26 protein-coding genes are annotated in these 25934 nt (G+C 73.9%); 10 read left to right on the top strand and 16 right to left on the bottom strand.

Features of this window, described 5'->3' with window-relative positions; genetic code table 11:
• Window positions 1-17: 17 nt before the first annotated feature.
• Window positions 18-716, bottom strand: coding sequence for an ABC transporter ATP-binding protein (locus QJS33_RS03670; RefSeq protein ID WP_306366403.1), 699 nt, complete (start codon window positions 714-716; stop codon window positions 18-20).
• Window positions 713-1816 carry an ABC transporter permease gene (locus QJS33_RS03665; protein WP_306366442.1) on the bottom strand — a complete coding sequence of 368 codons (1104 nt, stop codon included), beginning with the start codon at window positions 1814-1816 and terminating at the stop codon, window positions 713-715. Before QJS33_RS03665 ends, QJS33_RS03670 begins: the two co-directional genes overlap by 4 nt.
• A gap of 168 nt (window positions 1817-1984) precedes the next feature.
• Between QJS33_RS03665 and QJS33_RS03660 the strand changes: the two genes are divergently transcribed.
• Together QJS33_RS03660 and QJS33_RS03655 are read left to right on the top strand one after the other, a co-directional pair.
• Window positions 1985-3286, top strand: a complete 1302-nt coding sequence (locus QJS33_RS03660; protein WP_306366402.1) for a sensor histidine kinase — start codon at window positions 1985-1987, stop codon at window positions 3284-3286.
• Entirely contained in the window at window positions 3283-3954 is a 672-nt protein-coding gene (locus tag QJS33_RS03655; RefSeq protein WP_306366401.1) for a response regulator transcription factor, read from the top strand. The genes QJS33_RS03660 and QJS33_RS03655 overlap by 4 nt, the downstream gene beginning before the upstream one ends.
• Window positions 3955-3967: 13 nt before the next feature.
• Here QJS33_RS03655 and QJS33_RS03650 read toward each other — a convergent pair whose 3' ends face one another.
• Entirely contained in the window at window positions 3968-4576 is a 609-nt protein-coding gene (locus QJS33_RS03650) for a hypothetical protein (protein ID WP_306366400.1), read from the bottom strand.
• Between the two features lie 378 nt (window positions 4577-4954).
• Window positions 4955-5725 (bottom strand): alpha/beta fold hydrolase, encoded by a 771-nt coding sequence (locus tag QJS33_RS03645; RefSeq protein WP_306366399.1) that lies wholly within the window; start codon window positions 5723-5725, stop codon window positions 4955-4957.
• Window positions 5726-5780: 55 nt separating this feature from the next.
• On the opposite strand from QJS33_RS03645, the gene QJS33_RS03640 reads away from it, so the two are divergent.
• Window positions 5781-6134: a MerR family transcriptional regulator gene (locus tag QJS33_RS03640; protein ID WP_306366398.1), complete on the top strand. Its 354-nt coding sequence runs from the start codon at window positions 5781-5783 to the stop codon at window positions 6132-6134.
• A gap of 155 nt (window positions 6135-6289) precedes the next feature.
• On the opposite strand, the gene dctA is transcribed toward QJS33_RS03640, so the two are convergent.
• The 4 genes from dctA to QJS33_RS03620 form a co-directional block, all read right to left on the bottom strand.
• The gene (dctA, locus tag QJS33_RS03635; RefSeq protein ID WP_306366397.1) at window positions 6290-7792 is read right to left on the bottom strand and encodes a C4-dicarboxylate transporter DctA; all 1503 of its coding nucleotides are present in this window, start codon (window positions 7790-7792) and stop codon (window positions 6290-6292) included.
• Between the two features lie 217 nt (window positions 7793-8009).
• Window positions 8010-8975 carry an arsenic resistance protein gene (locus QJS33_RS03630; RefSeq protein WP_306366396.1) on the bottom strand — a complete coding sequence of 322 codons (966 nt, stop codon included), beginning with the start codon at window positions 8973-8975 and terminating at the stop codon, window positions 8010-8012.
• A gap of 233 nt (window positions 8976-9208) precedes the next feature.
• Window positions 9209-9817 carry a TetR/AcrR family transcriptional regulator gene (locus QJS33_RS03625; RefSeq protein ID WP_306366395.1) on the bottom strand — a complete coding sequence of 203 codons (609 nt, stop codon included), beginning with the start codon at window positions 9815-9817 and terminating at the stop codon, window positions 9209-9211.
• Window positions 9818-10393: 576 nt separating this feature from the next.
• Complete coding sequence (locus QJS33_RS03620) at window positions 10394-11221, bottom strand: NmrA family transcriptional regulator (protein ID WP_372339576.1); 828 nt, start codon at window positions 11219-11221, stop codon at window positions 10394-10396.
• Between the two features lie 86 nt (window positions 11222-11307).
• Between QJS33_RS03620 and QJS33_RS03615 the strand changes: the two genes are divergently transcribed.
• The 3 genes from QJS33_RS03615 (at window position 11308) to QJS33_RS03605 (ending at window position 14027) form a co-directional block, all read left to right on the top strand.
• Window positions 11308-12249, top strand: coding sequence for an AraC family transcriptional regulator (locus tag QJS33_RS03615; RefSeq protein ID WP_306366394.1), 942 nt, complete (start codon window positions 11308-11310; stop codon window positions 12247-12249).
• Between the two features lie 409 nt (window positions 12250-12658).
• A complete protein-coding gene (locus QJS33_RS03610; protein ID WP_306366393.1) occupies window positions 12659-13429 on the top strand; it encodes a class I SAM-dependent methyltransferase in 771 nt (256 codons plus the stop codon).
• Window positions 13430-13544: 115 nt separating this feature from the next.
• Entirely contained in the window at window positions 13545-14027 is a 483-nt protein-coding gene (locus tag QJS33_RS03605; protein WP_306366392.1) for a DUF1269 domain-containing protein, read from the top strand.
• Between the two features lie 52 nt (window positions 14028-14079).
• Here the strand turns inward: QJS33_RS03605 and QJS33_RS03600 are convergent, their stop codons facing one another.
• The 8 genes from QJS33_RS03600 to QJS33_RS03565 form a co-directional block, all read right to left on the bottom strand.
• Window positions 14080-14529 (bottom strand): TetR/AcrR family transcriptional regulator C-terminal domain-containing protein, encoded by a 450-nt coding sequence (locus QJS33_RS03600; RefSeq protein ID WP_306366391.1) that lies wholly within the window; start codon window positions 14527-14529, stop codon window positions 14080-14082.
• Between the two features lie 43 nt (window positions 14530-14572).
• A complete protein-coding gene (locus tag QJS33_RS03595) occupies window positions 14573-15481 on the bottom strand; it encodes a GlxA family transcriptional regulator (protein WP_306366390.1) in 909 nt (302 codons plus the stop codon).
• A gap of 7 nt (window positions 15482-15488) precedes the next feature.
• Window positions 15489-16076, bottom strand: coding sequence for an isochorismatase family protein (locus tag QJS33_RS03590; protein WP_306366389.1), 588 nt, complete (start codon window positions 16074-16076; stop codon window positions 15489-15491).
• Between the two features lie 69 nt (window positions 16077-16145).
• Window positions 16146-16631, bottom strand: a complete 486-nt coding sequence (locus tag QJS33_RS03585; RefSeq protein WP_372339575.1) for an N-acetyltransferase family protein — start codon at window positions 16629-16631, stop codon at window positions 16146-16148.
• Window positions 16632-16723: 92 nt separating this feature from the next.
• Window positions 16724-17572, bottom strand: coding sequence for a TIGR03619 family F420-dependent LLM class oxidoreductase (locus QJS33_RS03580; protein ID WP_306366388.1), 849 nt, complete (start codon window positions 17570-17572; stop codon window positions 16724-16726).
• Window positions 17573-17630: 58 nt separating this feature from the next.
• On the bottom strand, window positions 17631-18641 hold the full coding sequence (locus QJS33_RS03575) for an endonuclease/exonuclease/phosphatase family protein (protein WP_306366387.1): 1011 nt from the start codon (window positions 18639-18641) through the stop codon (window positions 17631-17633).
• A gap of 68 nt (window positions 18642-18709) precedes the next feature.
• Window positions 18710-19732: an endonuclease/exonuclease/phosphatase family protein gene (locus QJS33_RS03570; protein ID WP_306366386.1), complete on the bottom strand. Its 1023-nt coding sequence runs from the start codon at window positions 19730-19732 to the stop codon at window positions 18710-18712.
• Between the two features lie 98 nt (window positions 19733-19830).
• The gene (locus tag QJS33_RS03565) at window positions 19831-20721 is read right to left on the bottom strand and encodes a LysR family transcriptional regulator (protein ID WP_306366439.1); all 891 of its coding nucleotides are present in this window, start codon (window positions 20719-20721) and stop codon (window positions 19831-19833) included.
• Window positions 20722-20910: 189 nt separating this feature from the next.
• Between QJS33_RS03565 and QJS33_RS03560 the strand changes: the two genes are divergently transcribed.
• The 4 genes from QJS33_RS03560 (at window position 20911) to QJS33_RS03545 (ending at window position 25919) form a co-directional block, all read left to right on the top strand.
• Entirely contained in the window at window positions 20911-21921 is a 1011-nt protein-coding gene (locus QJS33_RS03560) for an NADP-dependent oxidoreductase (RefSeq protein WP_306366385.1), read from the top strand.
• Window positions 21922-22220: 299 nt separating this feature from the next.
• Window positions 22221-23045 carry an aldo/keto reductase gene (locus tag QJS33_RS03555; protein ID WP_306366384.1) on the top strand — a complete coding sequence of 275 codons (825 nt, stop codon included), beginning with the start codon at window positions 22221-22223 and terminating at the stop codon, window positions 23043-23045.
• A gap of 300 nt (window positions 23046-23345) precedes the next feature.
• Entirely contained in the window at window positions 23346-24230 is an 885-nt protein-coding gene (locus QJS33_RS03550; protein WP_306366383.1) for an alpha/beta fold hydrolase, read from the top strand.
• A 93-nt stretch (window positions 24231-24323) separates the two neighbouring features.
• Window positions 24324-25919 carry a BCCT family transporter gene (locus tag QJS33_RS03545; RefSeq protein WP_306366382.1) on the top strand — a complete coding sequence of 532 codons (1596 nt, stop codon included), beginning with the start codon at window positions 24324-24326 and terminating at the stop codon, window positions 25917-25919.
• Window positions 25920-25934 lie beyond the last annotated feature (15 nt).

Raw genomic sequence — 25934 nt, 5'->3', positions numbered from 1 at the left:
AACAGGCCAACCGGTGCTCAGGCCCGGTCCGGGATCCGCAGGCGGCCGTCGCGCATCTCCAGCACGCTCGCCGCGTACCCCAGGTACTCGGTGTCGTGGGTGACCAGCAGGGTCGCCACGTCGAACGTGCGGGTCGCATCCGCGACCAATTCCATGATCCGTTCGCCGCGCTCGTGGTCCAGCGCCGCCGTCGGCTCGTCCACCACCAGCACGCTCGGCCGCCCCATCAGGGCGCGGGCGATGTTCACCCGCTGCCGCTCGCCGCCGGACAGCCGGTGCGGGTGCCGGTGCTCCTTCCCGGCCAGCCCCACCGCCGCCAGCGTCTCCATCGCCCGCTCCCGGGCGGCCCGCATGCGCGCCCGCCCTCCCCGGCCCCGGGCGCGCATGTGCTCGGTGACCACCAGCTGCTCCGCGGCGGTCAGCGACGCCACCAGGTTCGGCTGCTGGAAGACGATGCCGATCTCGCGCAGCCGCAGCTCCGACAGCTCCCGCGGCCGCAGCCCCAGGGTGTCGGTGCCGCCGATCCGCACGGTCCCCGCGTCCGGGCGGATCAGCGCGGCGGCCACCGCCAGCAGGCTCGACTTGCCCGAACCGGAGGGGCCGACCACGGCGGCCGACTCCCCGGGCGCCACCCGGACCGACACCCGGTCCAGGGCGGTGATCCGGCCGTCGCCGTCGGGGTAGGTCAGGGTCACATCGCTCAGTTCCAGGGTCATCGGACGCCTCCCAGGGCGGTCAGCGGGTCTACGGAGGTGATACGGCGTACGGCCAGGACCGCGCCGAGCATGCCGAGCACGACCAGCGCGGCCACCGGGCCGACCGTGGTCGCCGCGGTCAGGGAGAACGGCAGGGCCCCGGCGGCCAGCGCTCCCAGGGCGACCCCCGCGGCCCCGCCGACGGCGGTGCCCGCGACCAGCACGACCAGCGCCTGGGCCAGGGCGTCGCGCAGCAGGTGGCGGGTGGAGCCGCCGAGCGCCTTGAGGATGGCGATGTCACCGGAGCGCTGGACGGTCCACACCGTCAGGAACGCGCCCACGACCAGCGCGGAGATGACGTACAGGAACCCCTGCATGGTGAGCAGGGACCCGTTCTCGGAGGAGAAGGACCCGATCGCGGTGAGGCTGCCGGTGCGGGTGGCCGACAGGGTCCCGGCCGCCGCGTCGGCGGCCGCGGCCACCGCGTCGCCGTCGGCGCCCTCGGCCAGGCCGACCGCGACCGTGTTCGCCACCGGCGCGTCCCCGCCCCGCGCGTGCCGGACCCGTGGATCGACGTCCCGCCAGGTGGCGATGTCGGCCCACACCGCGGGGGTGTGGCTGTGGTCGCCGGTGTCGGCGAGCGCGTCGACGGTGAGTTCGGTCCCGGCGACGGTGAGGGTGTCCCCGGCGGACACCCCCAGCTCCGCGGCCAGCCCGGTGTCCAGGACCAGGCCGTCGGCCAGCCCCTCCGGGGCCAGGGCTCCGTTCGCGGGCGCCCCGAACAGGGCGACGGCGGCGGAGTCCTCACCGGACGTCTCCACCCGGGTTCGAGTGATGCCGAGCGGCTCGGCCCAGGCCACCCCGGCGGCGGCGGACCAGGCGTCCACCTGGGCGGCGGTGACGGTGCTGTCGGCGTAGGAGGGCTCGACCTCCCCGTCCCCGGAGGTTCCGAAGGCGATGCGGTCGGCCGCCAGGCCCCTGACCGCCGACGTGGACTGATCGGCCAGTCCGGCGGTCAGCCCCGACAGCAGGACGATCAGCAGGGTGACGAGGGCGATGACCGACCCCATCAGGGCGAACCTCCCGCGAGCGAAGCGAATGTCACGCAGGGCGACGAACACGGCGTCCTCCTCTCTGTGGTGCACGGTGTTCACGACGTCCCCACCCTCCCGCCGGAGGGGGCTCGGCCACATCGTGGGAACGGTGTGTTCGGCGGCCCCGAGAGGTGGAGTCGGACATCAATCGAACGATTGATGCGCGGCCAGCAAGGCCCGTCGTAGGCTGCGATGATGCGCAACAGGGAGAACACGCTCCAGGGCCCGGAGCCGGCCGCCGACCGGTCGGCGGTGCCGGGCCCGCCACCGGTGGCGACCGTGCTGGCGGTGCTGCGGCTGCTGCTGCACGCCTGCTTCCTGCTGCTCCTGGTCATCGGCACCGCCCGCTACGTACTGTCACCGGAGGCGGGGTCGCTCGCCGCCCACCCGGAGACGGTGCGCCGGGCCGTCCCGGCCGGTGCCCTGCTGCTCGGGGCCGTCTACTGCGCCGGTGCCCTGGCGGCCCGCCACGACGTGCACCGCGTTCGCTCCCTGGCGTGGCTGGCCGGGGTGACCGCACTGTGGGCGCTGCTGGCCTGGGCCTCGCCCGACTTCGTGTGGCTGGCCTTCCCCCTGTACTTCCTGCACCTGCACCTGCTGCGCGGGGCGCACGCGGTGCTGGCCGTCGTCGTCATCACCGCGTCGGTGGTGGTCGGGCAGGCGCTGCACACCGGCGACCTCACCGCGGGCATGGTGCTCGGCCCGGTACTGGGCGCCGTGTTCGCGGTCGCCATCGCGGTGGGCTACGACGCCCTGCACCGGGAGGGCGAGCAGCGCCGCGCCCTCATCGAGACCCTCACCCGCACCCGGAGCGAGCTGGCCGAGGCCGAACGCCGGGCCGGGGTGCTGGACGAGCGCGAACGCCTGGCCCGGGAGATCCACGACACCCTCGCCCAGGGGTTGTCCAGCATCGTCCTGCTGCTGCGCGTCGCGGAGAACGCCCTGCCGGGCGACCCCGGCACCGCGACCGCGCACATCGCCGAGGCCCGCGAGAGCGCCTCGGCCAACCTCGCCGAGGCCCGCCGGTTCGTCCGCGACCTGGCCCCGCCCTCGCTCACCGGAGCCGGGCTGCCCGAGGCACTGGCCCGGCTGTGCGAACGGACGGCGCGCACCGGCGTCGACTGCCGGTTCCGGCTCGACGGCGTCCCGGTGCCGCTGCCGTCGGGGTACGAGGTGGCGCTGCTGCGCGCCGCCCAGGCGAGCCTGGCGAACGTGGCGGCGCACGCCCGCGCCGACACGGCGGTGGTCACCCTCGGGTACCTGGACGGGGAGGTCACACTGGACGTGTACGACGACGGGGCGGGCTTCGTCCCGGACCGGGCCGGTCCGCGCCCGGACGGCACCGGGTTCGGACTGGCCGCCCTGCGCGAGCGGATCACCGCGCTGGGCGGCGCCTGGGCGGTGGAGTCGGCGCCCGGCGAGGGCACGGTGGTCGCGGTCCGGCTGCCCCTGGCCCGGACCGGGGGAGAGGAGTCCCGGGGAGAGGAGCGGCGGTGACGGGGGACCCCCTGCGCATCCTGCTGGTGGACGACCACCCGGTGGTCCGCCACGGGCTCAAGGCGATGTTCGCCGACCGCCCGGACATGGACGTGGTCGCCGAGGCCGCCGACGGGCAGGCCGCCCTGGACCTCCTCACCGGTGCCCGGGGAGCGGACCCGGTGCCGGTGGACCCGGTGCAGGTGGACGTGGTGCTGATGGACCTGCGGATGGGTGCGGGCATGGACGGGGTGACCGCCATCCGGCACATCACCCGGCTCGACCCGGCGCCCCCGGTCCTGGTCCTGACCACCTACGACACCGACGCCGACATCCTGGCGGCGGTCGAGGCCGGGGCGACCGGCTACATGCTCAAGGACGCCCCGCCCGACCGGCTGTGCGAGGCGGTGCGCACCGCCTCGCAGGGGCGCACCGCCCTGGACCCCGACGTGGCCGGGCGGCTGATGGACCGGCTGCGCTCGCCCCGGCCCGCGCTCAGCGGCCGGGAACTGGAGATCCTCGGCCTGCTGGCGCGCGGGCTGTCCAACCGGGCGATCGCCCGCGAGCTGTTCATCAGCGAGGCCACGGTCAAGACCCACCTGGTCCACGTCTTCGACAAGCTCGGCGTGGACAACCGCACGGCGGCGATCACCACGGCGCTCCAGCGCGGCCTCATCCGGGTGGAGTGAGGCCGCGCCCGCCTCACCCGGCCTTCAGCCCCATGCGGCGCAGCTCCAGCGCGGCCAACCGGTCCAGGGCCGCGGAGTCCCCCGAGCGCCAGGCGTCGGCGGGGTCGGGGTGGACCGCGGCCAGCCGGGCCGGGGCCACCGTGGTCAGAGCGCGCAGCGCCAGCAGGCGGGAGCGGGCCTGCGGTGACAGCTTCCCGGCCCGGCGCACCGAGGTGGCCCGGGCGATCCACCCGGCCCGGGCGGGCAGCCACGTGGTGGCCACCAGCAGGACCGGCACCGCCGCCACCAGCAGGGGCAGTGTGGTGGCCAGCGAGGCGACCGTCTCCCGGAAGGAGTCGCCCGCCGAGGTCAGGGAGGCGCCGGTCTCGCTCATGTTCGTGAACGGCACGGCCAGCGCCTCCCCGGCCAGGGGCACCTTGGCGGCCTGCTCGGCGGCGCTGTCCATGTGCTCGCTGAACCCCTGGCCGGTGGCGGCCATGAGCTCGCCGGGCCGGTCCAGGGCGCCGATGGTGTCGCGCAGCTCCAGCGCGGCCCGGACCCACAGGTAGACCCACACCACGGCCAGGGCGTCGGCGGCGAGCTGGAACAGGGCGCGGACCGGGCGGTCGGCGTACAACTTCACGGGGTCTCCCAGGGGGTAGGGGAGCCGGACACCGTGTCCGGACGCTCATCCGTTACCCGCTCCGACGCACCCGCACTCCGCCGGTTCCGTGTCGGAAGGGGATCTTGTGCCCATCGTGACCAAGGGTGCACGAGGGGCCCGAACCGGTCGCCTCCCCGGGTGCGCCCGCGAACCCGGCGGGCGGCGCGGTGCCGACCGCCGGGCCTTCCCCGACGCGCTCCCCGGGTTCACGGCTCCGGCCGACCACGGGGTGCCGGCCTGCACCGACCCCTCCCGGCCTCCGCGGGGCGGGCCGCGGTCGTGGGGCCGGCCGGTGGTCGCCGCCGTCGCCTCACCGGTCATCGGGGGGCGCGTCACGGCCGTGGGGTTCGACCGGCCTCAGGGGTTCCGGTCGAGGAACCCGCGGACGGCCTCGCCCCATTCCTCCGGGGCCTCGGCGGCGACCAGGTGACCGGAGGCGATCTCCACCAGCTCCGCTCCGGGGATGCCCGCCGCCAGCGCGCGGGACAGCTCCGGGGAGGCCAGCCGGTCCAGCGCCGCCGCCACGACCAGCGTCGGCACCGCGATGCCGGGCAGGTCGGCGCGGGTGTCCACCCGGGCCACCAGCTCCACCTGCTCGGGGGTGCCCGCGGGGACCGACCCGGCCACCCCGCGCACGGCCTCTTCGAGTCCGTCGGCGTCCAGCGCTTCCAGGGCCGGGGTGCCGAAGCCGACGGAGACGGTGAAGCGGGCCATCGTGTCCCGGTCCCCGTCCAGCAGGGTGCGCCACACGTCGACGTTCAGCCGCGTCCGGTTGTCGATCCGGGCGAACCCGGCCGTGAGGATCAGCCCGGTCACCCGCTCGGGGTGGCGGGTGGCGGCGCGGACCGCCACCGCGGTGCCCAGGGAGTAACCCAGGACGGTGAAGCGCTCGACCCCCTCCTCCACGGCGGCGGCCACCAGGGAATCGGCCACCGTGTCCAGATCCAGGGGGCCGGTGGCGCGCGGGGTGTCCCCCGACCCCGGCAGGTCCGGGCCGACCACGGTGTGCGTGCGGGCCAGGTCCGCCAGCAGCGGACCGAAGTTCGGTTCGATCCCGCCCCCGCCGCCGTGCGCGAGCAGCAGACCGGGACCGGAACCCTTGACGGTGCGTGCGTAGTGTTCGATCATGCGGCGACGGTAGGCCGTGACACCGGTGTGAAGGTCAAGTGAGAGGGGCCACTCAGTGCTGATCGGGGAGCTGTCGGAGCGGACCGGCGTGAGCCGTCGGTTGCTGCGCTACTACGAGGAGCAGGGGCTGCTGGACTCCGCGCGCGCCGCCAACGGGTACCGGACCTACGGCCCCGACGCGGTTTGCGCGGTGCGCGCCGTCCGCGCCCTGCTCGCCATGGGGCTGACCACGGAGACCATCGCCTCGGTGCTGCCGTGCGTGCGCGACCCCGAGGCCGATCCCGTAGAGCTGGAGCTGTGCCCCGACCTGGTGGCCACCATCCGGGCGGAGGTGGCCGCCCTGGACTCGCGGATCGACGAGCTGGCCGAACGGCGCGGAGCCCTCAGCGCCCAACTCGCCGGCTGCTGAGCACCGGACTCGGGGAACGTGCGCCGCCCCGCACCGGGCCCGGAGGGGGGCCGGTACGGGGCGGGCGGGGAGCCGGTACGGCACCGGGAGTGCAAGGGAGCCGTGTGCGCACCGGATGCGGTCCGTGAACCGGGAGTGAGCCGGACCGCGTGTGGTCAGTTGCGGGTGCCCACCGGGGAGTGCTCCGGGTCCGGGTCCGCGTCACCGTCGGCCACCGGGGCCTCGGTTGCGGTCGCTGTGGCGGGGGCCTCGGCTCCGGCGGCTCCGGTGTCCCGGGCGGGGGCGCCGTCGTTCTTCCCGGAGTCCTCGCGGTCGGGGCTCATGAGGGCGTCCATGTCGATGGTGTTCGGGGCGTCGAGCACGTACTTCAGCCGGTCGCGGTCCAGGCCGCCGGTCCAGCGGGCGATGACCAGGGTGCCCACCGCGTTGCCGGTGAGGTTGGTCAGTGCGCGGGCCTCGGACATGAACCGGTCGATACCGACGATGAGCGCGATCCCGGCGAGCGGGATGACGTCGCCGAAGGCCGCCAGCGAGGCGGCCAGGGTCACCAGCCCGGCGCCGCTGACACCCGCCGCGCCCTTGCTGGACAGCAGCATGAACAGCAGCAGGCCGATCTGGGTCCAGACCGAGATGTCCGACCCGGTGGCCTGGGCGATGAAGATCGCGCCCATGGTCATGTAGATCGCGGTGCCGTCCAGGTTGAACGAGTACCCCGTCGGGATGGTCAGGCCCACCACGGACTTCCTGACGCCCGCGGCCTCCAGCTTGGTCATCATGCGCGGCAGCACGGACTCGCTGGAGGAGGTGCCCAGCACGATGAGCAGCTCGTCCCGGATCAGGCGCAGCAGCTTGAACAGGTTGAACCCGGCCAGGCGGCCGATCACGCCCAGGACCACGACGATGAACAGCACGCAGGTGGCGTAGAAGCCGAGCATGAAGTAGGCGAGGCTGCTCAGCACCTGGCCGCCGTACTCGCCGATGGTGAAGGCCATGCCGCCGAACGCGCCGATCGGCGCCGCGTACATGACGATCCTGATGACGCCGAACATGATGTGCGACATCGTGTCCAGGGCGCGGACCGCGGGCTCGCCCCGCCTGCCGAGCATCGTCAGCGCGCAGGCCACCAGGATGGCCAGGACCAGCACCTGGATGAGCTGGCCGTCGACGAACGCGGAGAAGAAGGAGTCGGGGATGGTGTGGAGGACGAAGCCGGAGAAGCCCTCGCCGCTCTCCTCCGCCGTGGCGATGGTGTCGGCCGCGGCGGACTCGTCGAACGACACGTTCAGGCCCACACCGGGCCGCATGATGTTGACGGTGACCAGTCCGACGGCCAGGGCGAGAACGGTCGTCGCGGTGAAGTAGACCAGGGTCCGCAGGGCCAGTCCGCCCGCCTTGGCGAGGTCGCCCAGCCCGGCGATGCCGACGACGACGGTGCAGAAGATGGTCGGGGCGATGACGACCTTGACCAGCTTGATGAACAGGTCGGCGAGCCAGCGCATCTCGGCGGCCCAGGTCGGGAAGACCAGGCCGACGGCGATACCGAGCGCGATACCGACGAGCACCCAGAAGTACAGCTGGCGGTGAATGGCCTTCTTGGCGGGGACAGGGCCCGAGACGGCGCCCTTCCCCGCGGTGGCGGCACGTCCGAAGATCGACATGGCCCCCTCCTCTGAAAGTTCGTGTGCGGCCGGTCACAGGAACTCTCACTGAGACGTGCGCAACAGTCGAACCTCATGAGGAAACTTAAGATTTACCTGACATTTGCTCACCCATCGTGCTCGCTCATCCCGAACTTATCCACACAGAGTGACAGTGGGTCGCTGTTCGTCACGTGCCGTGAGGCCGCCCGCGGCCGTGACCGCGTCGGTGACCGCGTCACGTGCGGGCCGGATCGCCCTCGCGGACCCGGACCAGCCGGGTGAGCAGCGCCAGCACCGGCAGCTCCACCAGCGGCCCGGCCACCAGGGCGACCGCGATGAGCGGCCGGTCCGGGAAAGCGGCCACGGCGATCGCGAGCGCGATCGGGGAGTTGCGCGCGACCGAGGTCATGGTCAGCGCGACCCGCTGGTCGGCGGGCAGCCGCAACATCCGCGACACGCCCAGCGCCAGCAGCGGGGCCGTGGCGAAGAAGACCAGCAGCGGCGGCACCAGCGCCGCCAGTTCACCGGCGTGCGCGAGCACCGTGCGGGCCTGCCCGGCGAACATGGCCGCCACCGCCGCGTACAGCAGCGGCAGTACCACCGCCGAGGCCCGCTCCACCAGCACCCCGTCCCGCCAGTCCGCGCCCTTCCACCGGGTCGCGGTCCACCGGGCGAGGACCGCCGCCACCAGTGGCACCACCAGCACCAGTACCACCGACTCCACCAGGGTTCCGGTGCCCACCATCGCGGCATCGCCGCCCAGCAGCAGCACGTACACCGGCAGCAGCAGCAGCTGGAGCACCAGGTTCACCGGAAGCAGTGCCGCGGCCACCCCCATGTGCCCGCGGCCCAGGCGGGTGAACACCAGGTACCAGTCGGTGCAGGGGGTCACCAGCAGCAGCAACAGGCCGATGCGCAGGTCCGGGGCGTCGCCCAGCAGGCCCGTGCCCAGCCCCCAGGCCAGCAGCGGGGTGACCGCGAAGTTCAGCACCAGGCTCGCCGCGACGACGGCCCGGGCCGACCGGACCTCGGCCACCCGGGCGGCGTCCACCTGCACGAACACCGCGGCGAGCATGAGCATCAGTGCCGGCAGCACCAGGTGCCCCGCCACGTCCCCGACGGGCGGCAGCAGCCCCAGGGCCAGCCCCAGCAGGGCGGCGGCGGCCACGAACAGGCTCTGGAACTTCTCGGACGCGGACACGCGGCGCCTTTCCGACGGCGGAGAACGGACACCCCAACAGTAGTTCGGCGGATCGGGCCGGGGGCGGGCGGGGCGCTGTGGGACGCCGCACCCGGGGCGAACGCCACCCGGCCGGGAGGGCTGCGTCCGGTGCCGAGGCGGTCGCCCTCCTCGGGCTGCACGCGCAGGCCGTGCGGGCCGTCGGGCAGGTGCAGGGGGGCGCAGGACGCCCTCGGCGGCGGAGGTGCGGGGGTTCAGGTGTCGTCGGTCTCCTCGACCACACCCAGGAGACGCAGGTAGTCCAGGGTCGCGGAGCGCATGTCGACGGCCTCGGGGTCCAGCAGCCACTGGACCTGGAGCCCGTCCTGGAGGGCGAGGAGCTGGACGGCGGCCGTCCCGGGGGAGACGGGGGAGCCGTCCTCCAGCAGTACGGAGAACGCGGAGGTCAGGTGGTCGCGCAGGAGCCGGTACCGGCGCGTGAAGTAGTAGTTGGCCGGGTGGTCGGGATCGGTGGACTCGGCGGACAGCTTGGCGTAGAGGGAGACCAGGCCCGGGGTCCGGGTGTTGCGCTCGACGATGTCGACGAGGTTGTCGATCAGCTCGGCGGCGGACGGCCCGGGGTCGAGCACCAGGTGCGCGTCGACCTGGTCGCGCCTGGTCAGGACGTCGATGAGGGTGGCCTCCTTGCTGGGGAAGTGGTGCAGGACCCCCGCGTGGGTGAGTCCGGCGTGGGCGGCGATGTCGCGCAGCGACACCGCCCGGTAGCCCGAGCGGGAGAAGAGTTCGAAGGCGGCGTCGATGATGCGCTGCCGGGTGCGCTCTCCCTTGGTCATGCGCGGGCCTTCGGTCGCCTGGTCGGTCAACGGGATCTCTCCTCGCGGTGCGGTGCTCCGGACCCCTCGCGGGGGCCGGATGTGCGATGGCTTAGAGATTACGGCTCCGGCGTCCGTGTTCCCGCTGTTCGCAGGGGCTTCCCGGTCCGCTCCCCGGTGGTGCGCGGCGCGCTTCACAAAACCTACCGTGTGGTTGATCTGTGACTCACATATCCCGCGCGACCTCCGCGGGCGCCCACCCCCGGACCTCCCCCACGGAGTGACACACGCAGAGGAGGACCGGCCTCACCACGGCCGCCGCCGTCGGCGCGGCGACGCTCCTGCCGACCGGCCGCGGCGCGGACGGGGCGGCAGCGCGAGCGCCGCACCGAATACGAAAGGCGATGCCGTGCCCCCGCCCCCTGAAAGATCCGTCCCTGCCACCGCACCCTCCGGCCGGTCCGCGCGGATCGGGGGCGGCCGCCGGATCACCCTCTCTGGGGCACCCGCCGCCTGGTTCGCCGATCTCGTCGGGCGGTTGTGCGGGGTGTGGGTGGAGGGGGTCGTCGAGGTGCCCTCGGTCTCCGGGGCCGACACCGCCGCCCGGCGCGCCGGCCCCGCCCCGGGTCAGCGCCAGGCGTCGGCGGCGCCCCGGGCGTAGTCGGCGAACGGTGTGGCGGGGCGGCCCAGGGCGCGCTCCACCCCGTCGGCGGGCTCGACGTTGCGGCCGTCCAGGATCTCCTCCAACAGGCCGATCAGCCCGTGGGCGAGGTCCTCCGGGGCGCCCGCCGCGACCATCGCCGCGACGAACTCCTCCGGGGTGACCTCGGCGAAACGCGCCCGCCTCCCGGACACCCCGCCCACGACGGCCACGGCCTCGGTGAACGTGAGCGACCGCGGTCCGGTCAGCTCGTACGTCACACCGCCGTGCCCGTCCTCGGTCAGCGCCCGCAGCGCCACCCGGGCGACGTCGTCCAGGTCCACGAAGGGCTCGGGGACGTCGGGCACCGGCAGCGGAAGGACGCCCGACAGCAGCGGAGGCAGGAAGAAGCTCTCGGAGAAGTCCTGGGCGAACACCGAGCAGCGCAGCACGGTGGTGCCGGCGAACGCCTCCCGGACCATGGCCTCGGTGTTCTCTGCCCCCTTCTCGCCCCGCCCGGAGAGCAGCGCCATCCGGCGCACGCCCGCCTCCGCGGCGCGGGCGGCGAACGCGGACACCGCCTCGGCGGCTCCGGGGAAGGCCAGGTCCGGGTGGTAGCAGAGGTAGACGCCGGTGACCCCGTCCAGGACGGCGTCCCAGGTGGCGGGCTCGTGCCAGTCGAAGCGCGGCTCCCCGGACCGGGAACCGACCCGGACCCGGGCTCCGGCGTCGGCGAGGAGGGCGCTCACCCGGCGGCCGGTCATCCCGGTGCCGCCGGTGACGAGGATGTGCTCTTGGATCATGTTCTCGCTCATGAATCGAGTTCATCAGCTCGATCTCGGACTTACCATGATTCAGATTCCGGAGAACATAAGGGATCGTCTGACATAGGGTCGGGGATATGGACCCTCTCGCCCACCTCCTCGACGGGCCCCGCGCCCGGGGCGCGTTCACTCTGCGCGTGGTCATGAGCCCCCCGTGGGGCATCCGGCTGCTCGACCGCTCCGCCCTCACCCTCGTCGTGGTCACCTCGGGGCGCGTGTGGGTGGACGTCGACGACGGCGGCACCGAGGCCGTGGCCGGGGACGTGGTCCTCGTCCGCGGGCCGGAACCCTACATGCTGGCCGACCGCAGGGGGAGCACCCCCACGGTCACCGTCCACCCGGGGCAGCGCTGTGTGGCCGCCGACGGGCAGGAGGTGCACGTGAGCATGCTCCATGGCGTCGGAACCTGGGGCAACGACCCCGACGGGCCCGACACCATGATCGTCGGTGCCTACGAGGACGACAGCGAGGTCGGCCGCCTGGCGCTGTCCGCGCTGCCCCGCCTGGCGGTGCTGCCGGGCGAGCGCGTGGACCCGGCCCTGGTGTCCCTGCTGTCCCGGGAGATCACCAGCGCCCGCGTCGCCCAATCCGGCCTCAACGACCGCCTGTTGGACTGCCTGCTGGTGATGGCCGTCCGCGCCTGGATCGAGGACGCGCCCGACCACGCCCCGAGCTGGCTCAACGCACGCCGCGACCCGGTGGTGGCCCGCGCCCTGGACCTCGTCCACGAGCGCCCGGCGGACCGGTGGACCCTCGCGGGCCTGGCCCGTGCCTGCGCCGTTTCCCGCTCCACCCTGGCCGACCGCTTCCAGCGCGCCGTGGGCACCCCGCCCATGACCTACCTGCGCACCTGGCGCCTCACCCTCGCCGGCGACCTCCTCACCGCCCGCCCCGACCTCGGCCTGGAGGCCGTCGCGGCCCGCGTCGGCTACGGCAGCGCCTTCGCCTTCAGCGCCGCCTTCAAACAGCACACCGGCCGCAGCCCCTCGCACTACCGCACCCCCGCGCCCGCCCCCTGACCGCCGCCCGCCCCGGACGGCACCGCACCCGCAGCGGCCCGGTCGCGCCCACCGCCGATGCCCGTACCCGGCCCGCCCCGACCGATCCGGCCCCGGACGCCCGTGGTGATGGCAGGGTCCCCCACTCCCTGACAGCCGCCCGCCCCGGACGGCGCCGGACCCGCAGCGGCCCGGTCGCGCCCACCGCCGATGCCCGTACCCGGCCCGCCCCGACCGATCCGGCCCCGGACGCCCGTGGTGATGGCACGGTCCCCCGCCCCCCGGGCGGTGCCGGACGCTCCGTGGTCCCGGAGGCGGGGCGGCGCCCGTTCGGCGGACTCCTCCGGTCCCCGGCGGGGCCGCCGCGTTAGGTTGGTGTCCGGACCCGCCGCCCGGGCGGGTCGCACGACCCCACCGGGAGGCACCGCCGTTGACCGACAGGACCCAGGCCTTCGACCGGCTCACCGACGACTACCACCGCTTCCGCCCCGGCTACCCCGCGGACATCACCGAACACCTCCGCGAGCACGTCCTGGCGGGCGGGGGTGAGCCCCGGCTCCTGCTCGACGTCGGCTCCGGCACCGGGATCTCCACCCGCACCCTGCGCCACCTGTTCGGACCCGGACCCCGCGTGGTCGGCGTCGAACCCGGCCGCTCCATGCGCGGCACCGCCGTCGGCGAGGCCGACGGCCTGGAGTACGTGGACGGCCGCGCCGAGGCGCTCCCCTTCCCCGACGGGGCCGCCTCCCTGGTCCTGGCGGCCCAGGCCGTGCACTGGTTCGACCGGCCCGCGTTCTACGCCGAGGCCGCCCGCGTCCTGGCGCCCGGCGGCACCGCCGCCGTCCTGCACAACGACCGCGACTGGGAGTCCAGCGACTTCGTCGACGCCTACGAGGGCCTGCTGGAGAAGCACGGCGACGACTACCGGCGCGACTACCGGGTGTTCGACACGGTGGGGGAGATGAACGCCGCGGAGGGGCTGGCCGACGCGGTCGGGCACTCCACCGCCTGGACCCGGGAACTGGACCTGGACGGGCTGCTGGGCGGCGCACTGTCCTCCAGCAAGGTCGCCGCGGTGGTCCGCGCCCTGGGCGAGGACGCCACCCGCGCGGCCGTCACGGACCTGGCCCGCGAGCACTTCCCGGACGGGCGGATCCGTATCCCCTACGTCACCCGCCTCTTCCTCGCCCGCCGTACCTGAGCGCTGTTCGGCTCGTCTTTGCCCCGGCCTGGCATTGCCTGGAGCCGCTCCCGGGAAGGGTCCCGCCGATCGGGCCCGACACCCGGGCCCGGCGACGACGGGAGAACGCACACCCATGTCACAGCTCATCGTCCTCGGCGTGGCCGACCGCGAAGCCGCCGAGCACGCCCTGGACATCGCCGCCGACCTCAACAAGCAGCAGCTGCTCCGGCTGGAGGACGCCGCCTACGCCTACAAGGACGGCAAGGGGCGCCCCCGCATCCAGCAGACCGTGAGCACCACCGGTATGGGCGCGGCGGGCGGTGCCCTGTGGGGCACCCTCATCGGCCTGATCTTCCTCAACCCGCTGCTGGGCCTGGCCGTCGGCGCGGCCACCGGTGCCGTCGCGGGCAAGCTCACCGACATCGGCATCGACGACGACATGATCAAGCAGATCGGCGCCCACCTGGAGGGCGGCCGCGCCGCCGTCTTCCTGCTCGCCGACATCAACACCGCCGACCGCGTCATCGACGCGTTCAAGCCGCTCCGGCCCACGGTCATCCAGACCAACCTGTCCAAGGACGACGAGCACGAGCTCGTCGAGGCCCTGCGGTCCTGACCTCGGCCCCGTGGGACCCGCCGCACCGCGGCGGGTCCTTTCGCGGCCGGGCTCAGCACCCGGCCTGCGCCTCGACCCCGGCGAGGATCAGTTCCAGGCCCGCCATGAACCACCCGCGGCCCCCGCGGGCGGCGGCGGTGTCGGCGTCGATCAGCGCGGCCGGCCTCGGATAGGCGCCCAGGTCGGTGTCGGCCAGGCGGTTCCGCCAGGCGGCCCCGGGGGCACCGGCCTCCGATGAGGGGCGGGGGTCCGCCGCCTCCCCGCTCAGCGCCAGGCGCACGCTGCCCTGGAGGTAGTGGGTGACGGCCATGACCGCCCGGCCCGCCGCGGCGGGGGACGGCTCCAACGGGTCCAGGGCCCGCAGCGCCCACTCCATCGCGGCCAGGGTGTGCGGACCGGCGGTGGAGGCGGGCCGGGCGGCGGCCGGGCCGCTGTCGGCCGCCGCCCGTGCAGCGTTCGTGGCGGGGATGGCCGCCGCGGGGCCGGCCGGGGTGGCCGTCATGGCGGTGCTCGCCCTGGCCCTGCCGGTGCTGCTCCGGCGCGCGTCAGGCGGGGCGTGAGCGCAGGCGGCGCAGCATCCGGGCGTCGCCGAACCCGACGGCGCGGGCGGCGGCCTCCACGGTCTCGCCCGCGCCGATCAGGTGCTCGGCGTGCTCCAGGCGCAGTCCCTGCTGGTAGCGCAGCGGGGTGAGCCCGGTCGCGGCCGTGAACAGCCGGGTCAGCGTCCGCTCGCTCACCCGCGCCGCCGCGGCCAGCTCCGCCAGCGGCAGCGGTTCGCGGAACCGGGCGTCGATGACGTCCTGTACCCGGTGCACCGCGTCGACCAGGTGCCCCCGGTGCCTCAGCATCACCCCGGCCTGCGGTTCGTCGCCGTTGCGGCGGGCGTACACCACCATCTCCCGGGCGATCGCCGCGGCCGCGGACGGCCCGTGCCGCACGGTGATCAGGTGCAGGGCCAGGTCGATGCCGCTGGCGATGCCCGCCGAGGTGAGCACGCCGCCGTCGGGCACGTACAGCACGTCGGGCACCACCCGGGCGCGCGGGAACCGGCGGGCCAGCAGGTCCTGGAGGGCGTGGTGGGTGGTGCAGCGCCGCCCGTCCAGCAGCCCGGCCTCGCCCAGGGCGAACGCTCCCGAGCACACGCTCGCCACCGTCCCGCCCGCGGCGCGGTGGGCGGCCAGCGCCCCGGCCTGCCCGTCGGTCAGCACGCGGTGCGGCACCCGGCCGCCCGCCCGCCAGCCCGGGACCACCACCAGGTCGCCGGGGGAGGACGGCGGCACGTCGGTGGCCACCCGCAGGGCCAGGCCCTGTGCGGTGACCACCTCCTCCTGTGCCCCGCTGTAGCGCACCTCGTACCCCAGGCCCAGGTCGGCCGCGGTGGAGAACACCTGCGCCGGACCGGCCAGGTCCAGCAGGTGCACGCCGGGAACGAGGAGAAAGCTGACGAGGGTCATGATCCGGTCAGTCTACGCCGACCACCTCGGCGACCGTGGCGATGCGCGCGAACCGCCCCGACAGCGCGTACACGGTGCGGGTGACGACGTCCTGCGTGCCCAGGGTCGACGGGTCGGCGAGGATCTCCGCCAGCGACCGCCCCGGCTGTGCCCCGGGGGCCTGGATCGGCTCGGTGGCGGTGGCGTCCACCACGAAGGTGACGTCGTAGCCCAGGTCGGAGGCGGCCCGTGTGGTGGTCTCGCAGCACTGCTCGGTGCGGATGCCGCAGACCGCCACCTCCGACACCCCCCGGCCGTCGAGGATCCGCTGGAGGTCGGTGCCGCCGAACGCGCTGTGCACGTTCTTGTACAGCACCGGCTCGCCCTGCTGCGGTTCGAGCCCGTCCATGAGCTGGACGAACCCGAGTGCGGGGTCGAACGGGGTGCCGGTCCCCGGCTCGGTGTGCAGGACCCACACCACCAGGTCGCCGCGCCCCCGGGCGTGCGCCACGAGCGCGGCGACGTCGTCGGCGACATCGGGGTTGGAGGAGGCCTGCCAGGTCTCCCGCTGGAGGAAGGACTTCTGGGTGTCGACCACAAGGAGTGCTCTCGTCATGCCCCGATCCTCCCGTGCCGCCCCCGCGTCCGGACAGGCACGATCGGGGCCGCCACCGGAACGATCCGGTCAGCCGATGCGCTTCTTGAGGCCCAGGTGCGAAGGCCGGTATCCGAGGCGCTCGTAGAACCGGTGGGCGTCCTCGCGCGCCCGGTCGGAGGTGAGCTGGACCAGTGCCGCGCCCCGGTCGCGGGCCACCCGCTCCACCCATTCCATGAACGCGGTGCCCAGGCCGGTGCCGCGTTCGCCGTCGTGCACCCGCACCGCCTCCACCTGGACCCGCAGCGAGCCCCGCCGGGACAGCCCGGGGATGAACGTCAGCTGGAGGGTGCCCACCACCCGGTCGCCCCGGCGCAGCACCGCCAGGAACTGGTTGGGGTCGGTGTCGAGGTCCTCGAACGCCCGCCGGTACACCTCCGGCTCGTCCGGGGACTCCCGGGAGGCGCCCAGCCGGTCATCGGCGAGCAGCCGGACGATCGCCGGGACGTCCGCGAACCGGGCGCGGTCCACGAGCACCCCCGGCACCAGTTCCTCCGTCGCGATGTCGTGTCCCACATGTACTCCTTCGCCCGGCTTCTCGAAGCGTTCCCACCCTGCCACAGGCCCGCGCCCGACAGCGGGCCCGGACCCGATCCGGAGCGGCACGGTCAGGCCGACCGGCCCACCGCCGCGGCGAACCGCTCCATCCGGTCGCCGAACCCCTCCCAGTCCCCGAACCACACCGCCACGGCGTCCGCGCCCTCCCGCTCCAGCGCACGGTACAGGTCCACGGCCCCGCCGAACCCCGCCTCCCCGCCGGTCCACGCGATCCTGGTCTGCGCCCGCACCGGACGCCCGGTGAGCTCCCGCAGCCGGTCGCGGCAACGCGCGAACCCGGCGGCGTCAAGACCCACCCCCTGCCAGGCGTCGCCCAGGGCGGCGGCCCGTGCCAGGGCGGGTTCGGAGGCGCCGCCCACCGTCACCGGCAGGGGCGAGGCCGGTCGGGGCTCGAACACCCCCTGGTCGTAGGAGTGGAACCGTCCACGGAAGGGCCCCGCTCCCTCGAACAGGTGCCGCAGCAGCCGTAGCACCTCGTCGGTGCGGGCGCCGCGCGTGGCGAAGTCGGCGCCCACCGCGGCGAACTCCTCCCGGGACCAGCCGACCCCCACCCCCAGCACGAAACGCCCGCCGGACAGGGCGTGCAGCGTCGCCGCCTGCTTGGCCAGGGTGAACGGATCGCGCATCGGCGCCACCAGCACCGACGTGCCCAGCCGCACCCGCTCGGTGCGGGCGGCCAGGTGGGCCAGTGTCACCAGCGGCTCGTACACGCCGCCGAAGGCCGTTCCGTAGGGGCCGGGCGGGAGCAGGTGGTCCGGCAGCCAGAGGGTGTCCGCCCGCAGGTCCTCGGCCCGCCGCGCGAGGTCGGTGAGGACCCGCGGCGGCATGTCCGGGGACTCGTCGGGCAGCACCACCTGGAACCGGGTCGCGTGCGTCGTGTCGGGGACCTGTTCGCTCATTCGCCGAACGTAGACCGTGCCACCGGTGTGAAGGTCAAGTCCGGTCGACGTGCCCTGTTCAGCGGCCGCCGGGGAGGGTCACCGTGACGATCACGGCCCGGTGGTCGCTGCCGGCCACCTCCACCACCTCCAGGTCGCTCGGTTCCGTGTCCAGGGGCACCAGCACGTGGTCGATGGTCACCGGGGGAAGCACCCGCCCCAGGACCGGCCAGGTCGGGCGGAAGCCCTCGCCCAGGTCGGCCGCCGCGTCCTGGTAGCCCGAATCCAGCACCTCGCGCAGGGCGGCGTGGTCCAGGGTGGCGTTGAAGTCCCCGGCCAGGATGCGACGCACGCCCTGCGGCGGGGGAGCGGTCAGCGCCGCCAGCTCGGCCTCCCAGGCCGCGGTGTACCGCGGGTCCAGCGGGGGAGGCGTGTGCACCGACACCACCTCCACCGCCGCCGTCCCGCCGTACGCCCGGTCCGGGACCTCCATCGCCGCGACGGGCATCGCGAACCAGTCCGGCCCGTTCAGCGAGCCCGCGTCGGTCAGCGGCAGCACCGCGTGCACGGTGCTCCCCTCCACCCCGGCCCCGGAGTGGTCGACGGTGTACGGCAGCAGGTCGTCGAGCCCGGCGGCGGACAGGTCGGACAGCAGCTCCGGGGTGACCTCCTGGAGGGCCAGCACGTCCACCTCCTGCGTGCGGACCAGGTCGACGATCTCGTCGACGCGCGCCCCGCCGCCCAGGGCGTTGAAGGACATCACGCGCAGCGCCGGTCCGTGCATGAAGCCCCTTCCCATGAGATCCACCTCCCGGGGCAGGACCGCCGCGACCAGGACGGCGGCCGCCACGGCGAGGACGGCCAGGGAGACCCACCGGCGCAGTACTCCGGCGACGGTGACGGCCAGGACGGCCGCCCCCGCCACGTAGGGGGTGTAGGCCATGAGCGGGACCAGGGGGAATCCGCGCTCCAGTCCCAGCTCGCGCAGGACGGCGAAGGCCGCGAACCCCGCCGCCACCAGGCCCACGGCGACCGTCACCCCGGGGGACCGGCCCGTCCCCGCCGTCGTCCCCGTCGTGCGTACGTCCATCCCGTCGCCTCTCTCCGGTTCTCTCCGTGTCATCCCCGCCGCACCCGCCCGCCGGTCCTCCACCGGGCTCAGGCCGCCGACACGGGCAGCACGAGCTCCACCACCAGCGCTCGGTGCGTCGATCCGGGGACCTCCACCGCCGTGAATTCCCCGGCCCGGGCCCGGTCGTCCACCAGAACGTGGTCCAGGGTCACCGGGGGCAGCGGCGGTCCGTCCACCGGCCAGGTGCCGACCAGGCCCCGCCCCAGATCGGCGGCCGCGTCCCGGTACCCGGTGTCCAGGACGCCGCGCAGGGCGGCGTGGTCCAGGGTGGCGTTGAAGTCCCCGGCCAGGATCCGCAACGGCCCGTCCGGGCCGGCCGGGGGCAGACCGGCCAGGCCGTCGTCCCAGGCGGCCATGGACGAGGGGCGGCGCGGGGACATCGGGTGCACCGACACCACCTCCACCTCCAGGGGCTCCGTCTCGCCGTCGCCCGGGATTGACATTCCGGCCAGCGGCATGGCCAGCGAGCCGATGTCGTGCCCGATGTCGCCCAGGTCCGTCAGCGGGTGGACCGAGTGGACCGTTCCGCCGGCCGCCGCAGGGGCCGAGTGGTCGACGCTGTACGGCAGCAGGTCGTCGAGCCCGGCCGCCGACAGGTCGGCCGCCAGCTCCGGGGTGACCTCCTGGAGCGCCAGCACGTCCGGCTCGTGCTCGCGGACCAGGGCCACGATGTTCTCCGCGGGGGTGTGCCCGAAGTGGGCGTTGAGGGTGGCCACCCGCAGGAGGACGCCCCGGGGTCCCGTGTCGGCGCCGGGGACCGCGCGGGGCAGGACCGCCGCGACCAGGACGGCGGCCGTCACGGCGAGGACGGCCAGGGAGACCCACCGGCGCAGTACTCCGGCGACGGTGACGGCCAGGACGGCCGCCCCCGCCACGTAGGGGGTGTAGGCCATGAGCGGGACCAGCGGGAAACCGGTCTCCAGGCCCGGCCCGCGGATCAGCGCGAAGACGGCGAACCCCGCAGCCACCAGACCCACCAGGGCGGTCACGGCCCGCGACCGCCGCCCGCCCACCGGTACGCCCTCCGCCAACGGTGCGTTCTCCGCCATCGGTCCTCCCTCGTGGTCGCCCATCGGGGTGGTGGGATCCCGGGAACCGCGGGCAGGTTGCGGACGAACGCGGCCGGATACGGATCCGCCGGCCGGTTTCACCAGGACCGCCCCGCCGCGGACAGCACCGACAGCACCCCCTCCATGCAGGAGTTCTCCGGCATCCCGGACCGCCGCACCAGGAACGCCGTGTTGATCGGCGGGTCCTCCGGCTCCAGCAGCGTCACCAGCCGCCCCGCGTCCAGCTCCCCCCGGCACAGGTAGCGGGGCAGCACACTGATCCCGGCGCCGCCCGCCACCGTGGCCATCACCGCTCGCAGATCCGGCACGGCCACCGCGACCTTGCAGGTCAGCCGCACCCCGAACACGTGCCGCCAGTACCGGCGCAGGATCGGCAGGCTCTCGTCGTAGGCCACCAGCGGGACCCCGCACAGGGCCGGTGCCCCCTGCCGGGCGAGGCGCTCCGGGTCGATGCGCTCCGCCCACAGCGGCGCGCCCACCAGCACGAACTCCTCGTCCGCCAGCGGCTCGGCCACCAGTGAGCGCCCGCGCGGCCGTACCGTGGACACCACCAGGTCGTGCCGGCCCGCGCGCAGTTCCTCCAGCAGGTCGTCGGAGAGGCCGTGGCGCACCCGCAGCCGCAGCCCCTCCGACTCCACCAGCGGTGCCAGAGTGGGCAGCACCAGCACCTGGAGCGCCTCCGCCGGGCCCGCCAGCCGCAGCGGCCGGTGCGGGACCGCCGGGCCGGCCCCGGCCACGAGCTCCAGCGCGTCCAGGGGCTCGGCGACCCGTGCCGCCAGTTCGTTGGCCTCCGCGGTCGGCGCGACACCGCGCGGCAGCCGCTCGAACAGGGAATACCCCAGCCGGCGCTCCAGGGCGCGTATCTGAGTGGTCACGGTCGGCTGTGACAGGCGCAACGCCTGCGCGGCGGCGGTGAAGGACCCGGACCGGTGCACGGCCAGGAACGTCCGCAACTGCTGGAGATCCAGCGGGGCGGGGCCGGTCTCGACGGGAACGTCCTGGAGGACCGCCGTCGATCCATTGGAATGCCTATGGCTCACTTCGGCGATTTTATTGGTCGATCAATACGTGGGGGTACTAGCGTCTGCCCCCGGGGCCACCGCCCACCGCGCGGGCCCGTCTCCGTTCCCGCGGCCATCCGTTCGAGAGGTTCCACCGTGTCCGTCATCAGCAGGGAAGTTCACCTGGTCGCCCGTCCGGTCGGGGAGCCCGTCCCCACCGACTTCGCACTCGTCGAGACCACCCTGCCCGACCCCGGCCCCGGGCAGGTCCTGGTCCGCAACGAGTGGATCTCCGTCGACCCGTACATGCGCGGCCGGATGAACGACTCCAAGTCCTACGTCGCCCCCTACCGCCTCGGCGCGGCCATGGAGGGCGGCGCGGTCGGCACGGTCGTCGCCTCCGGCGACGACTCGGTCCCGGTCGGCGCCACCGTGCTGCACTTCCTGGGCTGGCGCGACCACGCGCTGGCGCCCGCCGAGGCGGTCCGGGTCGTCGACGCCGGGGCCGCCCCCGCCCAGGCCTACCTCAACGCGCTGGGCATGATCGGCTTCACCGCCTACGTCGGCCTCACCGAGATCGCCCCCGTCCGCGAGGGCGACGTGGTGTTCGTCTCCGGCGCCGCCGGGGCGGTCGGCTCCCTCGCCGGGCAGATCGCCCGCCGCCTGGGCGCCGCCAAGGTCATCGGTTCGGCAGGGGGGCCGGAGAAGAAGCGCCGCCTGGTCGAGGAGTTCGGCTACGACGCCGCCATCGACTACCGCGAGGGCCGGCTGGAGGAGCAGTTGGCCCAGGCCGCCCCCGACGGGATCGACGTCTACTTCGACAACGTCGGCGGCGACCACCTGCGGGCGGCCATCGCCGCCGCGCGCGATCACGCCCGCATCGCGCTGTGCGGGGCGATCTCCCAGTACAACGCCACCGAGCCGGTGCCCGGGCCGGACAACCTGTTCCTCGCCGTGGGCAAGCGGCTCACCCTGCGCGGCTTCATCGTCGGCGACCACTCGCACCTCATGGGCGAGTACGCCCGGCGCGCCGCCGGGTGGCTGGCCGACGGCGACCTGCGCGTGGAGGAGACCGTGGTGGACGGCATCGACAACGCCGTCACCGCGTTCCTGGACATGATGCGCGGCGCCAACACCGGCAAGATGCTGGTCCGCCTGTCCCACTAGGCCGTGTTCGGCGGATGCCTTCGTGCGGCTCGGCGCTCGCGGCGGGCGCCGGGAGCGGCCGTGAGGCAGCCTCTCGCAGGACGACGAGCGCAGGTCGGCCCGGGGGGACGGTCGTCCGAGCGAAGGCGGCGCCGCGGGAGACCGCCTCGCGGCTCCGTGGCGGTACCGCGCCGAAGGCGTCCGTTGAGGGTGGTGGCGGGCGACGGGCGGGCCCGGAATGATCCGCTGAACACGCCCTGGGCCGCTCCCGGCCCCCGCACCACCCCCGTCTTCGTCTCCGTGACCCAGGAAAGGGACCCATGCAGTACGTCACTCTCAACAACGGCACCCGTATGCCGCAGCTCGGGTTCGGGGTCTGGCAGATCCCCGACGACCAGGCCCAGGCCTCCGTCGAGACCGCACTGGAGGTCGGCTACCGCAGCATCGACACCGCCCGCCTCTACGACAACGAGGCGGGCACCGGCCGGGCCCTGGCCGCCTCCGGGCTGCCCCGCGAGGAGCTGTTCGTCACCACCAAGCTGTGGAACGACGACCAGGGCGCCGACAAGGCCCTCAGGGCGTTCGACGCGAGCCTGGAGCGCCTGGGGCTGGACTACGTCGACCTGTACCTGATCCACTGGCCGGTCCCGGCCCAGGACGCCTACATCGACACCTGGAAGGTGCTGGAGCGCATCGCCGCCGAGGGCCGCGCCAAGGCGGTCGGCGTGTCCAACTTCAGCGAGAAGACCCTGGCCCGCCTGCTGGAGAACACCGACCTGGTGCCCGCGGTCAACCAGATCGAGCTGCACCCGTACTTCTCCCAGAAGTCCATGCGCGGGCTCAACGCCGCCCACGGCATCCACACCGAGGCGTGGAGCCCGCTCGGCCAGGGCAAGGGCCTGCTGGAGGAACCGGTGCTGGCGGAGGTCGGGGCGAAGTACGGCAAGTCCGCCGCCCAGGTGGTGCTGCGCTGGCAGCTACAGATCGGCAACGTCGTGATCCCCAAGTCGGCGACCCCGTCCCGCATCGCGGAGAACTTCGACGTTTTCGACTTCGCACTGGAGGGCGACGACCTGGACAGGATCGGCTCCCTGGACCGCGGCGGCCGCATCGGGCCGGACCCGGACGAGTTCAACGTCGTCTGATCCCGGCGGGCGGAGGGCGCTCCCGACCGGCGGGGCGCCCTCCGGCGTTCTCCCGCACCGGCGGCCGGTGCCGCCCGCCTCCGGTCCGCGCCGGTCCCCGGCCGCTCTTCTGTGTGGCACGGAGCGAGAGCGCACGGGAGCGGACACGTTTCGCGGACCCGGCAAGGTCACGGAACGCCTTCCCCCGGTCGCTTCCGCCCCCGGAGTGGCACGGGGCGCACGGGAGGCGTACAGTCCTCTCTTGGCGCGCCGGGCAGCAGACCGGCGAACAGCACTCTCCCTACGCGAAATACCAGATCCATGACCGTCGTTCCTTCGCGCACCGCGCGTGTCTATCGCTCCGAGAGCGCCGAGCGTTCGGTACACGCCTGGTGCCACAAAGCCCTCAGTCGCTGGCCCGAGCTCGGCCCCCTGCCCCCCGTGGACACCCGCATGGGCAGCACCCAGGCGTTCCGGTCCACCGGCGGTCCCGGGACCCCGGTCCTGATCCTGTCCGGAACCAACTTCACCGCCGCCACCACGGTGCCCGCGGCCCGGGCCCTGGCCGCGGACCGCCCCGTGTACCTGGTGGACCTGCCCGGACAGCCCGGGCTCAGCTGCGGCGAGCGGATCGGCAAACCGGGGATCGAGGCGTACGGAGCCTGGCTCGACGAGCTCCTGCCCCAGATCACCGACCGGCCGGTCATCGTGCTCGGCCACTCCCGGGGCGCCGCCATCGCCCTGGCCTCCACCCCCTCGCCGCTGGTCGCCGGGCTGTTGCTGCTCAACCCCGCCGGGCTGACCGCGCCCGGGATGACCTCCGAGTCGATGCGCGCCACCCTGCCGTGGATGCTCCGCCCCACCGAGCAGAACAGCGGACGCCTCGTCGAGTTCCTCAGCGGGCCGCAGACCCCCTGCGAGGAGCACCGGGAGGAGGCCGAGTGGCTGACCCTGGTCGCGCGCAGCTGCCGCACCGGGTCCACGCCCAGCCCGCTGTACGCGGAGCAGATCCGCGCCTGGTCCGACACGCCCGTCGCGGTCGCCACCGGGTCGCACGACCCGTTCTTCTCACCCGCGCGCCTGCACGGGCCCGCCCGGCGCTTCCTGGACGCCGAGGTCCACACGATCGAGGGCGCCGGGCACCTGTCCCTGTACGAGAACCCCGAACAGGTCTGCGGACTGCTGCGCTCGCTCGACCCCGCCTGAGGAACCGGGGCGGCCCGCAGCCGTGTCCCGCCCGGCATCGGGCGGCGGGAGCGGCAAGACTCTTCGTGACGACATCATCACGGGGAGGCGCATATGCTCGATAAGGCGGCGAGAGCCCTCGGTCTCAGGACCGATCCGGTCATCTTCTTCGGCGCGGTCGCGGTGACGGCCCTGTTCGTGGTGTGCGCCATCGTCTTCACCGACACGGTGGACGCGCTCTTCGGCGCCGTGTCCGACTGGATCCTCACCCACCTGGGATGGTTCTACATCCTGGGGGTCACCACCTTCCTGGCCTTCCTCGTCTGGATCGCCCTGAGCAGGTACGGCCGCGTCCGGCTCGGCGGCGACGACAGCCGGCCCGACTACAGCGACCCCGTCTGGTTCTGCATGCTCTTCGCCGCCGGTATCGGCAGCATCCTCATGTTCTGGGGTGTGGCCGAGCCCATCAGCCACTTCGCCGAGCCGCCGCTGCGCGACGTGGAGCCGGAATCGGTGCAGGCGGCGAGCGAGGCCATGGGGTTCACCCTCTACCACTTCGGCCTGCACACCTGGACGATCTTCTGCCTTCCGGGGCTCGCCTTCGCCTACTTCGCGTACCGCAAGGGGCTGCCGTTCCGGGTGAGCTCGATCCTGTACCCGTTCCTCGGGGAACGCGCACTGGGGCCGATCGGACGTTTCATCGACGCGTTCGCGGTCCTGGGCACGCTCTTCGGGGTCGCCGTCACCATCGGCCTGGGCACCATGCAGATCAACAGCGGACTGCACACGCTCTTCGGGGTCCCGGAGAACAGGGCCGTCCAGCTCATCCTCATCGCCTCCGTGACCACCCTCGCGGTGATCTCCGTGGCCACCGGTCTGGACATCGGCATCAAGTGGCTGTCCACCGCGAACATCGTGCTGGCCGTCGGGCTGCTCGTCTTCGTCTTCCTCGCCGGCTCCAGCCTCTACCTGGCCAAGGGGGTCATCGAGACCACCGGCATCTACCTGGAGTCGCTGATCCCGCTCTCCTTCTGGAACGACACCTTCGGCAACACCGGGTGGCAGGGGTCGTGGACGGTCTTCTACTGGGCCTGGACCATCACCTGGTCGCCGTTCGTGGGGATCTTCGTCGCCCGCATCTCCCGGGGGCGGACCATCCGGGAGTTCGTCCTGGGCGTCCTGGCCGTGCCCACCGCCTTCAGCATCATCTGGTTCGGGGTCTTCGGCCTGTCCGCGTTCGACATCGAGATGAACCAGGGCGGGGAGCTGGTCCGCAACGTCGTGGTGGAGGAGGACATCCCCGGTGCGCTGTTCGCCTTCCTCGCCCACTACCCCCTGCCGACCCTCATCTCCGCGGTGAGCATCCTCATCGTGGTCGTCTTCTTCACCACCTCCTCGGACTCCGCCTCGCTCGTGGTCGACATGCTGTGCGCGGGAGGGCCCGAGTCACCCACCCGCCAGCGGGTGTTCTGGGGCATCACCGAAGGCGTGGTGGCCGCCACCGTGCTCACCGCGAGCGGGGTGGGCGGGCTGGAGGCCCTACAGCAGACGATCATCGTCTTCGGGCTGCCGTTCTTCGTCCTCGCCTTCTTCATGATGGTCGGCCTGGTGCGCAGCCTGCGCCGGGAGCCGGAGAGCGCCTTCCAGCGGCGCCCCCGGCACGGTGCGGAACCCGGGGAGGGGAAGAAGGCCGAAGCGGCCGATGCGTAGCCCGTCACGGTCGGG

It is taken from the genome of Nocardiopsis sp. CC223A, from assembly GCF_030766825.1.
Classification (GTDB): Bacteria; Actinomycetota; Actinomycetes; order Streptosporangiales; family Streptosporangiaceae; genus Nocardiopsis.
The sequence above is the reverse complement of the archived record's forward strand: the minus strand, read 5'-3'. Positions and strand labels throughout refer to the sequence as shown.